Source organism: Pontibacter coccineus (genome assembly GCF_030546575.1).
Classification (GTDB): Bacteria; Bacteroidota; Bacteroidia; order Cytophagales; family Hymenobacteraceae; genus Pontibacter; species Pontibacter coccineus.
This window is the reverse complement of the sequence record NZ_JAUOTN010000002.1, coordinates 15661-30499: the sequence shown is the minus strand read 5'-3', so window position 1 is coordinate 30499 and position 14839 is coordinate 15661. Positions and strand designations below refer to the sequence as shown.

The 14839-nt window shown below is 48.8% G+C and carries 13 protein-coding genes and 2 tRNA genes; 4 read left to right on the top strand and 11 right to left on the bottom strand.

Going from position 1 to position 14839, the window contains the following annotated elements; genetic code table 11:
• Positions 1 to 139: 139 nt before the first annotated feature.
• The 11 genes from Q4E40_RS03950 to mutS form a co-directional block, all read right to left on the bottom strand.
• A complete protein-coding gene (locus Q4E40_RS03950; protein ID WP_303410190.1) occupies positions 140 to 421 on the bottom strand; it encodes a hypothetical protein in 282 nt (93 codons plus the stop codon).
• Between the two features lie 130 nt (positions 422 to 551).
• Positions 552 to 713: a hypothetical protein gene (locus tag Q4E40_RS03945; RefSeq protein WP_303410189.1), complete on the bottom strand. Its 162-nt coding sequence runs from the start codon at positions 711 to 713 to the stop codon at positions 552 to 554.
• A 177-nt stretch (positions 714 to 890) separates the two neighbouring features.
• On the bottom strand, positions 891 to 1475 hold the full coding sequence (locus Q4E40_RS03940; RefSeq protein ID WP_303410188.1) for a hypothetical protein: 585 nt from the start codon (positions 1473 to 1475) through the stop codon (positions 891 to 893).
• Positions 1476 to 1828: 353 nt separating this feature from the next.
• On the bottom strand, positions 1829 to 2809 hold the full coding sequence (locus Q4E40_RS03935; RefSeq protein ID WP_303410187.1) for a phage/plasmid replication domain-containing protein: 981 nt from the start codon (positions 2807 to 2809) through the stop codon (positions 1829 to 1831).
• Positions 2793 to 3326, bottom strand: a complete 534-nt coding sequence (locus Q4E40_RS03930) for a hypothetical protein (RefSeq protein WP_303410186.1) — start codon at positions 3324 to 3326, stop codon at positions 2793 to 2795. Before Q4E40_RS03930 ends, Q4E40_RS03935 begins: the two co-directional genes overlap by 17 nt.
• Positions 3323 to 3628 (bottom strand): helix-turn-helix domain-containing protein, encoded by a 306-nt coding sequence (locus Q4E40_RS03925; protein ID WP_303410185.1) that lies wholly within the window; start codon positions 3626 to 3628, stop codon positions 3323 to 3325. Before Q4E40_RS03925 ends, Q4E40_RS03930 begins: the two co-directional genes overlap by 4 nt.
• Positions 3629 to 3753: 125 nt before the next feature.
• The gene (locus Q4E40_RS03920) at positions 3754 to 4773 is read right to left on the bottom strand and encodes a hypothetical protein (RefSeq protein WP_303410184.1); all 1020 of its coding nucleotides are present in this window, start codon (positions 4771 to 4773) and stop codon (positions 3754 to 3756) included.
• Complete coding sequence (locus Q4E40_RS03915) at positions 4748 to 5842, bottom strand: site-specific integrase (protein ID WP_303410183.1); 1095 nt, start codon at positions 5840 to 5842, stop codon at positions 4748 to 4750. Before Q4E40_RS03915 ends, Q4E40_RS03920 begins: the two co-directional genes overlap by 26 nt.
• Before the next feature lie 202 nt (positions 5843 to 6044).
• Positions 6045 to 6128 (bottom strand) — tRNA-Leu (locus tag Q4E40_RS03910).
• Positions 6129 to 6213: 85 nt separating this feature from the next.
• Positions 6214 to 6286: transfer RNA gene (locus tag Q4E40_RS03905), tRNA-Gly, on the bottom strand.
• 166 nt (positions 6287 to 6452) lie between these two features.
• Positions 6453 to 9083, bottom strand: coding sequence for a DNA mismatch repair protein MutS (mutS, locus tag Q4E40_RS03900; RefSeq protein WP_303410182.1), 2631 nt, complete (start codon positions 9081 to 9083; stop codon positions 6453 to 6455).
• Between the two features lie 699 nt (positions 9084 to 9782).
• Here mutS and Q4E40_RS03895 point away from each other — a divergent pair.
• The 4 genes from Q4E40_RS03895 to Q4E40_RS03880 all read left to right on the top strand — a co-directional run bounded on the left by Q4E40_RS03895 (position 9783) and on the right by Q4E40_RS03880 (position 14804).
• Entirely contained in the window at positions 9783 to 10313 is a 531-nt protein-coding gene (locus tag Q4E40_RS03895; RefSeq protein WP_303410181.1) for an RNA methyltransferase, read from the top strand.
• A gap of 246 nt (positions 10314 to 10559) precedes the next feature.
• Positions 10560 to 13037 carry a TonB-dependent receptor gene (locus tag Q4E40_RS03890; RefSeq protein WP_303410180.1) on the top strand — a complete coding sequence of 826 codons (2478 nt, stop codon included), beginning with the start codon at positions 10560 to 10562 and terminating at the stop codon, positions 13035 to 13037.
• Positions 13038 to 13431: 394 nt separating this feature from the next.
• The gene (locus tag Q4E40_RS03885) at positions 13432 to 14439 is read left to right on the top strand and encodes a dipeptidase (protein WP_303410179.1); all 1008 of its coding nucleotides are present in this window, start codon (positions 13432 to 13434) and stop codon (positions 14437 to 14439) included.
• A 179-nt stretch (positions 14440 to 14618) separates the two neighbouring features.
• Positions 14619 to 14804: a hypothetical protein gene (locus Q4E40_RS03880; RefSeq protein WP_303410178.1), complete on the top strand. Its 186-nt coding sequence runs from the start codon at positions 14619 to 14621 to the stop codon at positions 14802 to 14804.
• Positions 14805 to 14839: the final 35 nt, after the last annotated feature.

Below are 14839 nucleotides of genomic sequence, written 5' to 3'. Positions count from 1 at the left end.
AATCTATTTACAGATATAGTAGCTTACCCTTCAGCCTCGCGCGCGTGAAAACCATAACATTTACTAACATCTGTAAAGGCTGCCAGATATGCTGCTAAGGCATTCTTTATTCACTGTTTACTCACTGTTAATGCTGGTATTAGTCAGCATATACCTCTAGCTGCCCGCTCTTTAGGGCTAACCTGATACTCTCGTTAATTGATTTAAAATTAGGGTATGCAGGACTGGCAAAATACCCCTCCATATCGCTTATTGTTGTGGCTCCTGTATCCCCATCAAAGAACCTAAACCATAGCTCTTTGCCTGCTTTGCGCTCCAGTTCCCTAAGGCCCGCTATTAAGACGGCCGTGTCTTTGCCATTCATCAGGTACATGCTTAGCAGGTCGTTGGCCGCCTGGGTATACTCTTGGTTTAATTCCATGCCTAACAGGATTGGTTTTGATTTAATGCAGGCACAAAACAACCCCCTTTCTGCAATAAAAAAAGCCGCCCTATCAGGAGCGGCTAATCTAACCCTGTTTATCTCAGGTTTTCTCAGGTTCTCGTGTTTCCTAGTGTTCTGCTGTGCTTTCCAGCATATTTAAAAGATGAACTGATAGCCCCATCTCCTGATCTGTTAGCTTTAGATTAGGGCTGCCAGTGTAGAAATACAGGGCGTTTAACAGCTCATCTCGTTCTTCTGCTGTGATTGTGATCGTTATCTGGTCTGTCATAATGCTAGGTGTTTTAAATGGTTTGTCTGGGCTTAGCCTGTATTGATGTTAGGTTTTGTCAGGTTATCGGGTTTCAAACCTGTAGTTTTATGTAGTTCTAGTATACGCGCGGTAATGTTGGGTTTTGCTGGGTTCTATACCCTCCAAAACTCTAGTTTTCTCACGTTTTGCCCATCATTACATTACCATCAGCTCAGATTCAGTATAGGGCACGCTCTCCCTATCCCTAATCTTCTGTATTAGCTTCAGGAACCGTTTGGTAGGCTTACCCCTATAGGTTCTTTTGAAGTGTTTGCTGTATAGCTCCTCATACACTTTGTCAGATGTGAACAGCTTTTCATACATCCTCATAATACCCCTGTTCTTTTGGCTGTATGTCTGCTTTTCATACAGATAGCCTTTGCAGGCGTGCCTGTGCAGGAACAGCGCACCCACTGAGTAGAGTATCCTGCAATTTTTGCCTGTGTTGGGGCAAACAAAGTACCAGACCTCACCTTTGCCAATATTGGCAGGAACAGTTGTAAGCTCCACTTTGTACTTAACAGGCTTATCCCCATAGGTATAACTCAGTTCCAGGTAAGAGTTATCTGTCAGGGTACTAACAGCTATACTTATACTGCTGTAAACTGAGCCGTTCCTACTCCATGTAATGGTGCCTGAGCGGTAACGGTTGGGCTTAAGATAGCCCCATCTGTTAAGGTTAGATATGGATACTGTTTTAACCTCATCAAACAAGGTCGGGAATGTGTAAGGCTTTGGCATAAGTGTATGGGTTTGGGTTGGAAATGAAACCTAAATCTTTAGGGAATGTGCAGGATAAACAGGCTTAATAACAGGCTCTTTTTAGGGAGCCTACTTAGTTACTTTTTCTTTCTCAGTTGCATGTATATCTGCTTTAGGGGCTAACGGTCGCTGTTTTGGTATTGCCTAAGGATTCAAAGTACCCCCTTACCTTTATATTGGCAGCGATTTTTTTTCAGGAACAAGCGGTCGCTGTAACTGAATACCTTTTAGGGATTTACTAGGCCCTACCCCCTTTCACCTTTTAGTTGCCAGCATGTAAAGTATAGGAACAAGCGGTCGCTGTAAGGGGCTGCCATGCTCTAACCTACCCCTTAACGGTAGTACTGCTTTGCCTTTATTATTTTGCTGTTAAGCTCCTGTATCAATTCAGGCTGTTCTGCAATACTCTGAGCCTTTGCCATGCCCTTAAAGATGTTTCTAAGATCTGTATAATACTTCTTGTGTTTAAAGACCTTTTGCTCTTTCATTAACTCAATATGGTGTAAGAAGGCTTCTAAGCCTTTTTCCTGCACTACCAGCCTTAGCACTTGATCTGTATAATCCTTTGGGGTGTTTATCTTACTTGTATCCATTAGAGTAAGTCCTACTTTGTGTATTGCTTCATATTCATTGTACCAACGGTCATACATGCCCGTGTAAAACCGCTCATCTGTCAGTGTATCTGGTGTTATTACCGCCTGATTGAACTGCTTAGTCAGGCGGGCCGTGTAGCTTACCTCAAACCTGAGCAGGTTCTTACCCCTGAATACATCAGGAATAGCCACCCTGTTCTTTTTGCTCTCAGCTATCTTGTTGTATGCCTTTATGCTTCTTTGGCTGTTCTGATAGCTTATGCTTGTGGGCTGGGTAAGGCGCGTGTACCTAGGGCTTTGACCTAGATAAGGGTAATACAGCTCAGGCTTATATTCTGTCATGATGTTATGCCCTACATCCATTCTTGTAACCTTTGCCTTATATACTGGCAGGTGTAGCGTGTCTGCCATCAGTTCAAAGGCCCTTTTACTATCTGAGCGGGTTAGGGTGTGTAAGTTAGTGCCTAAGTAGAACTTAGCTAGACTCCCCTTGATACTTACCCCATGCTCTGATATGCCTATCTTTAAATTACCAGCATTGCCAGTAATATAAGTTTTGCCTGTGTCCTGCCTGTAGTTCTCTGATAGATTGGTCAGATATGGCAGGCAGTCCCAAACAGAACCGCCTATCATATCCACTGCTAGGAATTGGCCTATAGTACAGTACATAGCGTTTATAAAAAGTATAAATCTGTACTGCTTACTATAAGGAACTACCATAGTCAAAGAACGGCTTGGCCTGTGCCCTTAGCTGTTCTATCTCGCTGTCTAATGCCCCATCTATCATGTTTTGATAGTAGCCAGGTATAAGATTCCTGCCATTAAGTATTATAAACACCTCTACTAAGGTTAGATCCTGATTAGTGATAAACAGATAGCAGTCATTCCTAAAAGGGAATAGCGGGTTAGCTGTGCCATTGCTCAGGAGCCTGTTAGCATTGGGGTATCCATAGCCATATTCAGGAAAGTCTACATCTTCAAAGTAGATGCTGGATAGGTTTAGTTTCCCATTGGATAGTGCCCATGCTGCCAGGCGTTTGCTATTAGCCTTTACAAACTCTCTGGCAGGTATCTTAAACAGGTACATTTGCCCCTTGGCGTTTATAAAATCTATCAACCCTGTATAGCCGTTGGGGTTGGCGTGGGTTGTGCAGTCTAAGCGGGCCTTGCTTCTAATACTATACTTAGCCTTTACCTGATCTGGCAGGTTTTCAAATCTAAAGTATGCCGCTATCATGCCTTAGCCCTCCCCATGTTTTTAAGTGCTACATAGGTTGCTGCCTGCTGTTCTATCTCATCAGCGTTTACAGGCGTTACAGGGTTTCTTTGCAGCCATTTGTCTATCTCTGCCTTGCTGAAATAGATATGCTTACCCTGTGGCTTAAAATGGGGTATTTGGGCGGTGTGGGTTAGCTTATACAGGTAGCTCTTAGATAGCCCTGTATAGGCTGCCACTTCATCAAAATTGAATACTGTTTTTTGGCTAAGCAATAGGGTTTCTATGTTGCTTAGTCTTTGCTCTACTTGTTGTAAATCCATTTCTAAACTGGTTTATAGTTAATGAAATGGAAGGCCTTCCTTAGTCTGTTATAACACTACAAACATAGGCAAGCAAGTAAAGGGAAAGAATGGATAGATGTTTAGCAGTAAACAGGTATAAACCTTTATAAACCTTTTAGGGCATCATCTATTAAGTGGTAATTTTTTGGTTTGCCAGGGTGCTTACTGCTCTTGTTATCTAAGTACCTATTCTTAGATTTAATCAACTCCTTACCATCTGTAAAGCATTTTTCAGCAACGCTCCATTGATTAGTATTGAAATGTATTAGCCTATTCTCAAAAATGTAGTCTATAAAGTATGCTAACAGGTTTTTAGCACCTATCCAATTAATAGGCTGCACTTCTTTTAAAGGCTTAGCTGTAAAGACTGCCTGAAACTTTTCAACTGTGGTGGTGGGGTGTAGTAGCTGTTTATCAATTAGGCGTTGGTAAAGTTCTGTTAGTTCCTTATTAGGGTTGTTTTGCCATGTGTAGCTTACCTGTTCCTTTTGAGCTACTTTATCAATTAGTTGCCTTAACCGTTTGCTTTCTCTATAAGGAGGCCATCTTAAATTACTTTTCTGCTCTCTCAAATAGCTATGATAGTCATCAACAACACCTTTGTTCTCTGTCTTACCTATCCACTGGAGCACGCCTAAATACTTAATGTAAATAAGTAATTCCATGTGCAGACTTAATGGCTGCTGTGTTAGTAATTTATAATCAAGATTGAATATGGCTCTAATCTCATCATAGCTTAGATTGATCCTCCCATCATGCCCATTAAGCACTTCAGCATAAACCTTTGAATGATTAGATTTAACCTGCTGAATCTTCTCATTTACCATAGCTATTTCATTAGCTAAAGTATACTCACGAGCAAATGAAGTTGTATAGGGGCCTAGGAATTCAAAAGTAAGAAAACTCACACGGGAATATATGTGCTCGATAAATGCCACCTCTTTTAAAATCTCAAATTCATTAAATTCTTCATCATCAGGAGAAATAAGCCCCTTTTCCCATAGTGTAAATAACTCTTTAGAGTTCTCATACATATATTCATAACTACCTGGATTCATAACAATCAGATTTAATCTACATGTTTCTTTATGGAAGCTATTAAAAATTAAGGTCTGGTAAGGCATTTACAGCCTGTGCTTTGCGCTCGTCTGCAATGCTCAGGTACTTTTGTGTGTGCTGTATGGAGGTATGGCCTAAGAGCTGGGAAAGGGTTTTAATGTCATACCCCAATACAAGTATGTTGGTAGCAAAGGAATGGCGGGCACTGTGCCAGGTAATGCGCTTATCTATACCCGCTCTTGCTACCCAATTCTTAACAGTCTTAACTGAGCCCTCAAATGATGGTAAAGGAAATACCAAGCTTTCAGGTTTGCCCCGCTCCCCTATCAGCTTAAGGGCGTTCTGATTGAGTTTAAGCCTGAGCACCTCCTTAGTCTTGTTCTGCACTACAAATAGCTCTGAGCCGCCTATATCCTGCCATTTAAGGGATTTTATATCGCCAAACCTTAAGCCAGTATTGCAGGCAAACAGAAAGGCCCGCTTTATTACCTCGTTACCACAATGGGCGGCCGCTAATGCTTTGATCTCATCTAAGTTCAGTACCCCCTTATTCATACCCCCGCTCTTAAACTTTACCTTCTCAGGCAGTGGGTAACTAGGGAACAGGTTTTCCCTCATGCCATGCTTTACCACTTTCTTAAAGCGGGTAAAGTAAGTCTGAGGGCCATCGCCTGTCTGTTTGGATTCCAGGTAATCCTTAAAGGCTATTGCAAGGTTTGGGGTAAGGTCTTTGCAAGGCAGGCGGGCTATATCATACCTGTCTTTTAGAAAGGCTTTGAACTTATTCAGGCAGGCACTCAGTACCCTATGATCTGCCTTTGTGTATTGGGTATTGTAAGCCTGCCAGTACTGCACAAAGTCCACTGAGCCCTGTGTCTTAGAACTCAGGTTCAGTGCTCCTGTTAGCAGTTCCTCTGTGCGTTTGGCTTTGATGCGCTGTGCAAGCTCCAGAACGGTCTTATTAGAGTCCTTTTCTAGCTTATCCTTAGGCTTTGCAACTATATACAGTTTCAGGAACTCAAATTCCCTTACACCCTCATAGTAGAAATCTAAGTACAGGCTCAGTTTACCGTTTGCCAGTTTCTTTTCCCTCAGCCTTACTGGTTCTTTTGGGGCCCGTTTTTTCCCTTGCATAGCTTTTGTATTCCTTTCTTATACAATATAAGAAAAGATATTTACATCAGTTACAAACGAGTTACAAACTGGTTACAAATAACATCAAAACAAGGGAAAAAGCGGGGTGTATTAGGGAAAGACTATAAAAGCAAAAACCCGCTTAGATGCGTTCCAAGCGGGTTTTTCTTAACATTTGGTTACCCAAATATAGTAAGTTCAGTACCAGGAGCGGGAATCGAACCCGCACGAGCTTGCGCTCACAAGATTTTAAGTCTTGCGTGTCTACCAATTCCACCATCCCGGCGCCTTCCGAAGCGTTTTTCGGAGGGGTGACTTTAAAAAACAAAGACGTTGCTTATCACAACGTCTTTGTCAATTTGCCTTTTTTGAGCGGGAGACGAGGTTCGAACTCGCGACCTCGACCTTGGCAAGGTCGCGCTCTACCAACTGAGCTACTCCCGCTTTTAGTCATTCCCTAAACCCCCTTAGCGATTTAGTGATACAAAGATATAGACAAAAAATCAGAAGTCAAGAGGGAGCGCTAAAATTTTCCATCACTTTTTCACTTTACACTGATTTTCAGCGACAAAATTTTCAAAAAATGCCAGACGCTTCATGTCTATACCTTTCATCGCACCGTTTCGCCTTTATCTTTCAACAATAATTTGAGTTCGTTGAGTTTCAAAAGTGCCTCTACCGGCGTTATAGTGTTAATATCAAGTTGCTCCATGAGTTCTTTGACGCGCTGCAGTTGTGGGTCCTGCAGCTCAAACATGCTCAACTGGAAGTTATTCTTCGGGGCCGTCTTCATGCGCTGCTTCGGTGCCTGCTCCGACACCTTTTCCTTCTCCAGGTGATGCATGATCTCGTCGGCGCGCAGCACCACACTGTTTGGCATACCGGCCATCTGAGCCACGTGTATCCCGAAGCTGTGCTCGCTGCCGCCTTCCACCAGCTTGCGCATGAACAGGATCTTGCCGCCCGTCTCCTTCACCGACACGTTGAAGTTCTTCACGCGTGGGAAGTCCTCCGCCAGTTGGTTCAGTTCATGGTAGTGCGTGGCAAATAGCGTTTTGGCCCGGAACTTCGGGTGGTTGTGCAGGTGCTCTACTATGGCCCAGGCAATCGAAATACCGTCATACGTACTGGTGCCGCGGCCGATCTCGTCCATCAGCACCAGGCTGCGATCCGAGAGGTTGTTGAGGATGCTGGCCGTCTCGGTCATCTCCACCATAAAGGTCGACTCACCCTTCGAGAGGTTGTCTGAGGCGCCCACGCGGGTAAAGATTTTGTCAATGATACCAATGTTAGCCGCCTCGGCCGGCACAAAACAGCCGATTTGCGCCATCAGTACGATGAGGGCTGTCTGGCGCAACAGAGCACTTTTACCGGCCATGTTCGGACCGGTGATGATGATGACCTGCTGCTCCTCGTTGTCGAGGTAGATATCGTTGGGCACATACTCCTCCCCCAGCGGCAGTTGCTTTTCGATCACCGGGTGGCGGCCCTTGCGGATGTCGAGCACATGGCTGTCGCTGACCTCCGGCTTCACATAGTTGCCGGCCACGGCTATACCTGCAAAAGCACTCAGGCAGTCGATCACAGCAATAACTTTGGCGTTTTGCTGGATCTGCCCCACATAATCCATCGCCTGCAGCACCAATTCGTTGAAGAGGCCGAATTCGATTGTATAGATGCGCTCCTCGGCGTTCAATATCTTCTCTTCGTAGGTCTTGAGCTCCTCGGTAATGTAGCGTTCCGCATTCACCAGCGTCTGCTTACGGATCCAGCTGGCCGGCACTTTGTCCTTATGCGCGTGCGTCACTTCCAGGTAGTAACCGAACACCTTATTATAAGCGATCTTCAGTGAGCTAATCCCTGTATTGCGCACCTCCCGCTGCTGCAGCTGGGCCAGGTAGTCCTTGCCCGAAAAGGCGATCTGGCGCAGTTCGTCCAGCTCCTCATTTACCCCATCATTGATCATGTTGCCCTGGTTGGTGAGCATCGGGGCATCCGGCTTCAGGATGTTCTTAATCTCTTCACGTAGCCCATCGCATGGCGCCAACTGATCGGCCAACTTTACGAGGGCAGGTATACCACTTGCCGCCAGCATTTTTTTGATCGGTTGAATCGCGTCCAGGGCTTTCGCCAGTTGCATGAGTTCCCGTGGGTTCACGCGGCGCACGGCCACTTTCGAGATTAGTCGTTCGAGGTCGTTTATTTGTTTCAGGTGCAGGTATAGCTCGTCGAGCAGTTCGCTGTGCTGGGTCAGGGCCTCCACTGTGTCGAGGCGGCGCTTGATCTGCACCACATCTTTCAGTGGCAGCACCACCCATTTTTTGAGCAGGCGGGCGCCCATCGGCGTCGTGGTCTGGTCGAGTATCTGGATCAGCGGCACCCCGTCCTGGTTCTGCGGGTATACCAGTTCCAGGTTGCGCACCGTGAAGCGGTCGAGCCACACGTATTTGTCCTCCTCCAGGCGGGAGATGGTAGCAATGTGGCTGATCTCGTGGTGGTGCGTTTCAGAGAGGTAATGCAGGATGGCACCTGCTGAAGTGATGGCCTCCTGCATCCCTTCGATGCCAAAGCCCTTGAGCGAAGTGGTATTAAAGTGCCGCGTCAGCGACTCGTAAGCAAAATCGTAGCTGAACACCCATTCCTCCAGCGCATAGAAGCGAAAATCGGGGCCGTAGCTCTGGAAGAAAGTTTCCTTCTCGCGCTTGCAGAAGAGCACCTCGGCCGGCGCCAGGCTTTGCAGCAGCTTGCCGATGTAGTTCTTGTCGCCCTGCGCGGTAATGAACTCGCCGGTGGAAATATCCAGAAAGGAAACACCTGCTTCGGTTTTCCCAAAATGCACAGCCGCCAGGTAGTTGTTGCTGCGCCGCTCCAGCACCTGGTCATTGAAGGAAACGCCCGGTGTTACCAGTTCGGTTACCCCTCGCTTCACAATGCCTTTCACGGATTTCGGGTCTTCCAGCTGGTCGCATATGGCGACACGCTCACCAGCGCGCACCAGTTTGGGCAGGTAGGTGTCGAGGGAGTGATGCGGGAAACCGGCCAGTGCCGTCTCAGAGCTTGAGCCGGCACCGCGCTTAGTCAGCACAATGTCCAATATCTTGCTGGCCCTGATAGCGTCTTCGCCAAAGGTTTCGTAGAAGTCCCCTACCCTGAAAAGCAGCAGCGCGCCCGGATGCTTCGCCTTAATGGCGTTGTATTGCTTCATCAGTGGGGTTACAGTGCCGTTGTCTCCTCCTTTCATACCTGTATCTCTTTGTTGGGAATGCTTTCCCGGTTAATCTTAATTGTTTTAGCGCGCATTATGGCGCGAACGTCCTCGCTTGTGTCTACTATAGTGGGGCCCTGGGCCAGGTATAGGTATAGCATACTTTGCTTTGTAGCTACGGCTGGTACAGGTATAGCAACCAGTGTTGTTTCATTGCCTGCCCTGGCCGGGCGGGCCTTACTTTTTTCCTTGATGAAAAAAGTAAGCAAAAAAATCAAGACGCTCCAAACTCGCTGAACGCTCAAACAAAAAATCGTCGTCGGTGCACCTGGCTAGTGCTATTTGCTTCGTAGGTTCAATGCAAGTTACTTTTGCTATACCTGCCAGTGGTGCGCAACAATAACTGAAACTACAGCCCTTATACCTGTAAAGCAGTAGTGGCTAATTCCCCTCTTGAGAGGGGTAGGGGTGTGTTCAGTCAGCTAGCAGCACAAACTATTAACTTATACCTGTAAACTGTTATTGGCCAAAAAGTTCCCCTTCGAAGGAGGTAGGGGATGACAAATGTGCATAGAAATCCTGTCGATCCTAAAACCCTGTAAATCCTTGGGAAAGGGGCCCTATATAAAGATTCAAACAACCCTTCTTTGTACCTTTGCACCCAGACAAGGCCCATGCTATACCTGTGCAGAAGTCCTTTGTACCTTTGCCACATCACCCATTACCAACATCCCAATGCGAAAACTCTCCATGGACGACCTCAACCGCGACTCGGTTGAAGAATTCAAAAATAAGAAAAAAATACCGTTAGTCTTGGTGCTCGACAATGTGCGTAGCCTCAATAATGTGGGCTCCGTCTTCCGTACCGCCGATGCGTTTATGGTAGAGAAGGTATACCTGTGCGGCATCACCGGCACCCCACCCCACCGAGATATTGAGAAAACGGCGCTGGGCGCCACCGAGTCGGTAGACTGGGAGCATGTGCCTGACACACTGGAGCTGGTACAGCAGCTAAAAGAACAGGGGTATACGATTGGCTCGGTGGAACAGGCCGAGAATAGCGTGAAGCTGAATGAGTTTATACCTGAGCCAGAACAGCATTATGCCCTGGTGCTGGGCAACGAGGTGTTTGGCGTGGAGCAGGAGGTCATCCATCATTCTGATTTCGTGCTCGAGATCCCGCAGTTCGGCACTAAGCATTCACTCAACATTTCGGTGGCAACCGGCGTGGTGGTGTGGGATTTCCTGAGCAAGATCACACGCTAAACAACTGAAGCACAGCACTTATACCCTGCAGGTATATTTTTTAAGTTTTTTTACTGCGCCGTTTAAACCTTCCCGGCTAAAGCTTGTCTTACCTATGGCTAAAAGTTGAGCCGGGGGAAACCGTCATTTCCGTTAAAAGAACAGCGGCGTACCCCGGTTATTACTTTTTCACCGCCACTCCCATCTGCTGCCCTCACACCCTGAGGCGACAAAAGCACCTTCCTGGATTACCCGTATATAAAAACTATGAGAGCCTATACCTTACCATTACCCCTCGTTCTTTTTCTACTACTTATCTTCAGTACCACGCTCCTGGCTCAGGAAACCGTTACGCAGGGTCGCATCTCCGGAACGGTGCAGGACGAAGAAACCAAGGCCCCGCTCGGCTTTGCCAATATTGTGCTCCTTACTGCCCGCGACTCCAGTCTGGTGACCGGCGCCACTTCCGACATGGAGGGGAAATTCGAACTGGCCCGCGTGCCACAGGGGCGTTTTATTTTGCGCATTTCCTCGGTAGGCTATCCTACTAAATTCATATCCAACATCGCTATTACGGCTGCCAACGCCAATCTGCAGTTGGGCGCTATACCTGTGCGGGGTGGCGCCACGCGCTTGAAAGAAGTACAGATTGTGACCGAGCGGCCCATCGTATCGTTTGAACTGGACAAGCGGGTCGTGAACGTGAGCCAGGATATCAACGCCGAAAGTGGCTCGGTGGCTGAGGTGATGCAGAATTTACCCTCTGTGACCGTGGACGTGGATGGCAATGTGAGCATGCGCGGCAGCTCCAACGTCACCATCCTTGTGGATGGCAAGCGCTCCGCCCTCTCCAACCTCACCCTCGACCAGATCCCCGCCAACCTGATTGAGAGCATCGAACTGATCACCAACCCTTCGTCCAAGTACAACCCGGAGGGAACATCGGGCATCATCAACCTGGTGCTCAAGAAAGAGAAAAAGCCTGGCTTCAATGGCTCTGCCTCCGTCACGGCCGGCACCTACGACAACTACAACACCTCGCTCAACCTGAACTACCGCTACTACAAGTGGTCTTTGAACTCCGGCTACGATTTCAGGCAGCGCACCCGGCCGGGGGAAAGCAACAGTTTTACGACCAACTACCATTTGAACGACTTCGGGCAGCAGGACAGCACCAGCTACCGCCTGCAGGAAGGCACGCGCAACAGCAAGGACATCTCGCACAGCTTCCGGTTGGGCGCTGACTATTTCCTCACGCCCCGCCATACCTTGTCAGCATCGGGCATCTACCGCTTCGGCCGCGACACCGGCTACAACAACATCTTTTACCGTTTTGAGGACGAGAACCGCCAATTGGTGAGCACCCGCACGCGCAACACCGATGAAGAGGAAAACGAGAATGCTGTGGACGTGACGCTCGGCTACCGCCAGACTTTTGAGCGGAAGGGGCAGGAACTGACGGCCGATATCGTCTATAACACCAACATTGATGATGAAGTGGCACTCTACAACGAGCAGAGTGGCTTCCAAGGAACCCTTCCGGAGGTGCAACAGACACTGGTGGACGATGCCAACCGGGAGATAGTCGCCAAGGCCGATTACGTGCACCCCATCTCAGAAAACAGTCGTTTTGAGGCCGGCTTCCGCAGCTCCTTCGAGCGGCTGGACGAGGACTCCCGCTTCTTCAACCGCAACAACGAAACCGGCGACCTGGTCTACAGCACCGACCAGAGCAACCATTTCGTCTTCGACCAGAACATCTACTCTGTCTACTCCAACTACAGCAACAAATATAAGTCTATCAGTTACCAGGTCGGCTTGCGTGCCGAGCAAACAGTAACCAAAACCGATTTGCGCACCGAGGGTAGAAAGGACAACAACGACTACTTCAGCCTCTTCCCGACGTTCTTCATCACCAAGAATTTCAACCCGGAAAACAAGCTGCAGTTCAGTTACAGCCGCCGCATCAACAGGCCTCGCAGCCGCTTCCTGAATCCGTTTGTCGACCGCTCGGACCGTTTTAGTGTGCATTACGGCAACCCGGAACTCAAGCCGGAGTTCGTCAATTCACTGGAGCTGGGCTACCTCAAGTACTGGGGTGAGGCCTCCATCAATGCGACTGTCTTTTACCGCCATACCTTGGATGAGATAGAGCGCTTCCGGATGGCCACCAACGTCATCGTCGGCAACGACACCGTACCTGCCACCGAGACGACCTTCCTGAACATCTCCGACAACCGGGCCTACGGCGCTGAGCTCGGATTCAACTACCCGGCTACGAAATGGTGGCGCATCAACGGCAGTATTTCCGGCTTCCGGACACAGCTCAATACCACCCAGGGCGACACGGAACTGAGCAATGCGCAATTCAGCTGGAACTCGAAGGTGAACTCTACCTTTACCGTGTGGGAGGACCTGAACATCCAGCTGTCCGGTTTCTACCGCGCCCCGACGGCGGACATACAGGGCCGTATGGAGCAGATGTTCAGCGCTGACCTGGCCATGAAAAAGGATGTGCTCAAAAAGAAGGGCACCATCTCGCTTCGGGTGTCGGATGTGTTCAACACGCGCCAGTTCAACTTCCTGAGCTTCGGCCCGGAGTTCAGAACCGAGAGCGAGAACCGCCGCCAGAGCCGCATCGTTTACCTGGGTTTCACCTACCGCCTCAACAGCGAGGGCAACAACCGCGATCGCCGCCGACCGAACGAACAGAACGGCGGGGACGACGAGGGTTTTGAGAATTGAGAAATTATGAACTAACGAAAAGAGGCCGGAGTGAAATCTCCGGCCTCTTTTCGTTTGCCCGTAGTTCCTACCCAGATTTCTCCGTCGGGAGGAGTAGATAAGAAGCCCCCCTTTGAAGGGGGCATGGGGATGACAATCATTCCCATGCCCCTCTAGATGCCGCAAGTTTAACGATAGCGCCACTTGTGGCTGTATAGGTGGCGAGTCTGCAACTTGCGCGAGTTATAAACCCGCTACTATACCTACCGCCGGTTCCCGCTGCGCCCGAACCGGCGGCAATCATGGTTTCAGATTTCTCCTTTCATGTAAATGACAGATGCGTAACCGAAATGGCACACAGCTATACCTTCTGCCCTGCTTCTCCGTATCTTACACCGAACAAAAAATCAACTCCATGACTGCTCCCGCCCGACTGCCCATCATCGACTTGCACTGCGACCTACTGGTATACCTGTCGGATGTCCCCAATTCGGCCATCAATAATATAGCCGAGATCGGGTGTTCGCTGCCAGCCCTCACGCAGGGCAACGTGCGGTTGCAGACGATGGCCATTTACTGCGCCACCGCGCCGGGAAGCACCCATTATGCTCACCTGCAGGCCGAGACATTCCGGAAGCTGGCCACGGACGAGCGCAGCTGCCTGACAGCGGTAACAGATGCGGCATCATTACAAAATGCGCTGAGCGGACGAGGCGATACCGGCATGATTGCTTCCATCGAAAACGCCTCCGGCTTTTGCGAGGAGGACGAACCGCTGGAGGATGGCTTCAAGAAACTGGAGAAGATCATCGAAGCGGTGGAGCGGCTTTTGTACATCAGCTTCACGCACCATATGGGCAACCGCTTCGGGGGCGGCAACATGACCGACCGGGGCATTACGCGCGATGGCAAGATGCTGCTCGACTACCTGCACGGCCGCCGCATCGCCGTGGACTTTTCGCACACCAGCGATGCCCTGGCGTACGACATCCTCGAACACATCGACCGCGAAAGGCTCGACATACCTGTGATGGCCAGCCACTCCAACTTCCGACCGGTTTGGGAGCACAACCGCAACCTGCCCGACGGGATCGCGCAGGAGATCATCCGCCGGCAGGGGCTGATCGGCATGAATTTTCTGCGTGCCTTCGTAAACAATGAGCAGCCAGAGGCCCTGCTGCAGCACATTCTGTATGGCTTTGAGAAAGGAGCCGAAAACAGCATCTGCTTCGGAGCCGACTATTTCTACACCCTCGATTCGCCGGATTTGAGCCGTGTGCCTTACTATTTCAAAGAGCACGAGCACGCGGGCACCAGCTATACCTACCTGCTGGAGCAGCTGCAGGAGATGCTCTCGCAATCGCAGCTCGAGCAACTCGCATACCGAAATGCACAGCGCTTCATGGAGCGCATCTGGTCCTGATTCAGGCTTTAATCCTATCCTTCACAGCTGCTGCGTCATCGATTTTTCGCATGAAATCTTGTGCTGAAAATAATATTTATTATATTTCATGTGGACTATATAGAGATTGCTTAAAACGAGCTTTTCTTTGTTATAACAAGCTTCTGTATTTCGGGATTTTCACCTTATAAAAAGCTACTATGAAATTCATCGGACTGTTTCTCCTGCTTGCCGGGCTGGTTTCGCTCGTTATGGGTCTTACTGGTGCCAACTTACTTGTATTGAACTGGGTTAACCAGTGGGGCGAAGGTATCGGTTGGGGTATACGGGCAGGTGTTACGGCGCTCGGTGGGGTATTGTACTATATTTACCGACACGAAGATTAGGGCCATTCGCTTATTTTCTATATAGAAACTTTGCC

What these genes read in the sequence shown, in the direction of transcription:
- Q4E40_RS03950 (WP_303410190.1), bottom strand. Translation starts at nt 421, where the DNA reads ATGGAATTAAACCAAGAGTATACCCAGGCGGCCAACGACCTGCTAAGC.
- Q4E40_RS03945 (WP_303410189.1), bottom strand. Translation starts at nt 713, where the DNA reads ATGACAGACCAGATAACGATCACAATCACAGCAGAAGAACGAGATGAG.
- Q4E40_RS03940 (WP_303410188.1), bottom strand. Translation starts at nt 1,475, where the DNA reads ATGCCAAAGCCTTACACATTCCCGACCTTGTTTGATGAGGTTAAAACA.
- Q4E40_RS03935 (WP_303410187.1), bottom strand. Translation starts at nt 2,809, where the DNA reads ATGGTAGTTCCTTATAGTAAGCAGTACAGATTTATACTTTTTATAAAC.
- Q4E40_RS03930 (WP_303410186.1), bottom strand. Translation starts at nt 3,326, where the DNA reads ATGATAGCGGCATACTTTAGATTTGAAAACCTGCCAGATCAGGTAAAG.
- Q4E40_RS03925 (WP_303410185.1), bottom strand. Translation starts at nt 3,628, where the DNA reads ATGGATTTACAACAAGTAGAGCAAAGACTAAGCAACATAGAAACCCTA.
- Q4E40_RS03920 (WP_303410184.1), bottom strand. Translation starts at nt 4,773, where the DNA reads ATGCCTTACCAGACCTTAATTTTTAATAGCTTCCATAAAGAAACATGT.
- Q4E40_RS03915 (WP_303410183.1), bottom strand. Translation starts at nt 5,842, where the DNA reads ATGCAAGGGAAAAAACGGGCCCCAAAAGAACCAGTAAGGCTGAGGGAA.
- mutS (WP_303410182.1), bottom strand. Translation starts at nt 9,083, where the DNA reads ATGAAAGGAGGAGACAACGGCACTGTAACCCCACTGATGAAGCAATAC.
- Q4E40_RS03895 (WP_303410181.1), top strand. Translation starts at nt 9,783, where the DNA reads ATGCGAAAACTCTCCATGGACGACCTCAACCGCGACTCGGTTGAAGAA.
- Q4E40_RS03890 (WP_303410180.1), top strand. Translation starts at nt 10,560, where the DNA reads ATGAGAGCCTATACCTTACCATTACCCCTCGTTCTTTTTCTACTACTT.
- Q4E40_RS03885 (WP_303410179.1), top strand. Translation starts at nt 13,432, where the DNA reads ATGACTGCTCCCGCCCGACTGCCCATCATCGACTTGCACTGCGACCTA.
- Q4E40_RS03880 (WP_303410178.1), top strand. Translation starts at nt 14,619, where the DNA reads ATGAAATTCATCGGACTGTTTCTCCTGCTTGCCGGGCTGGTTTCGCTC.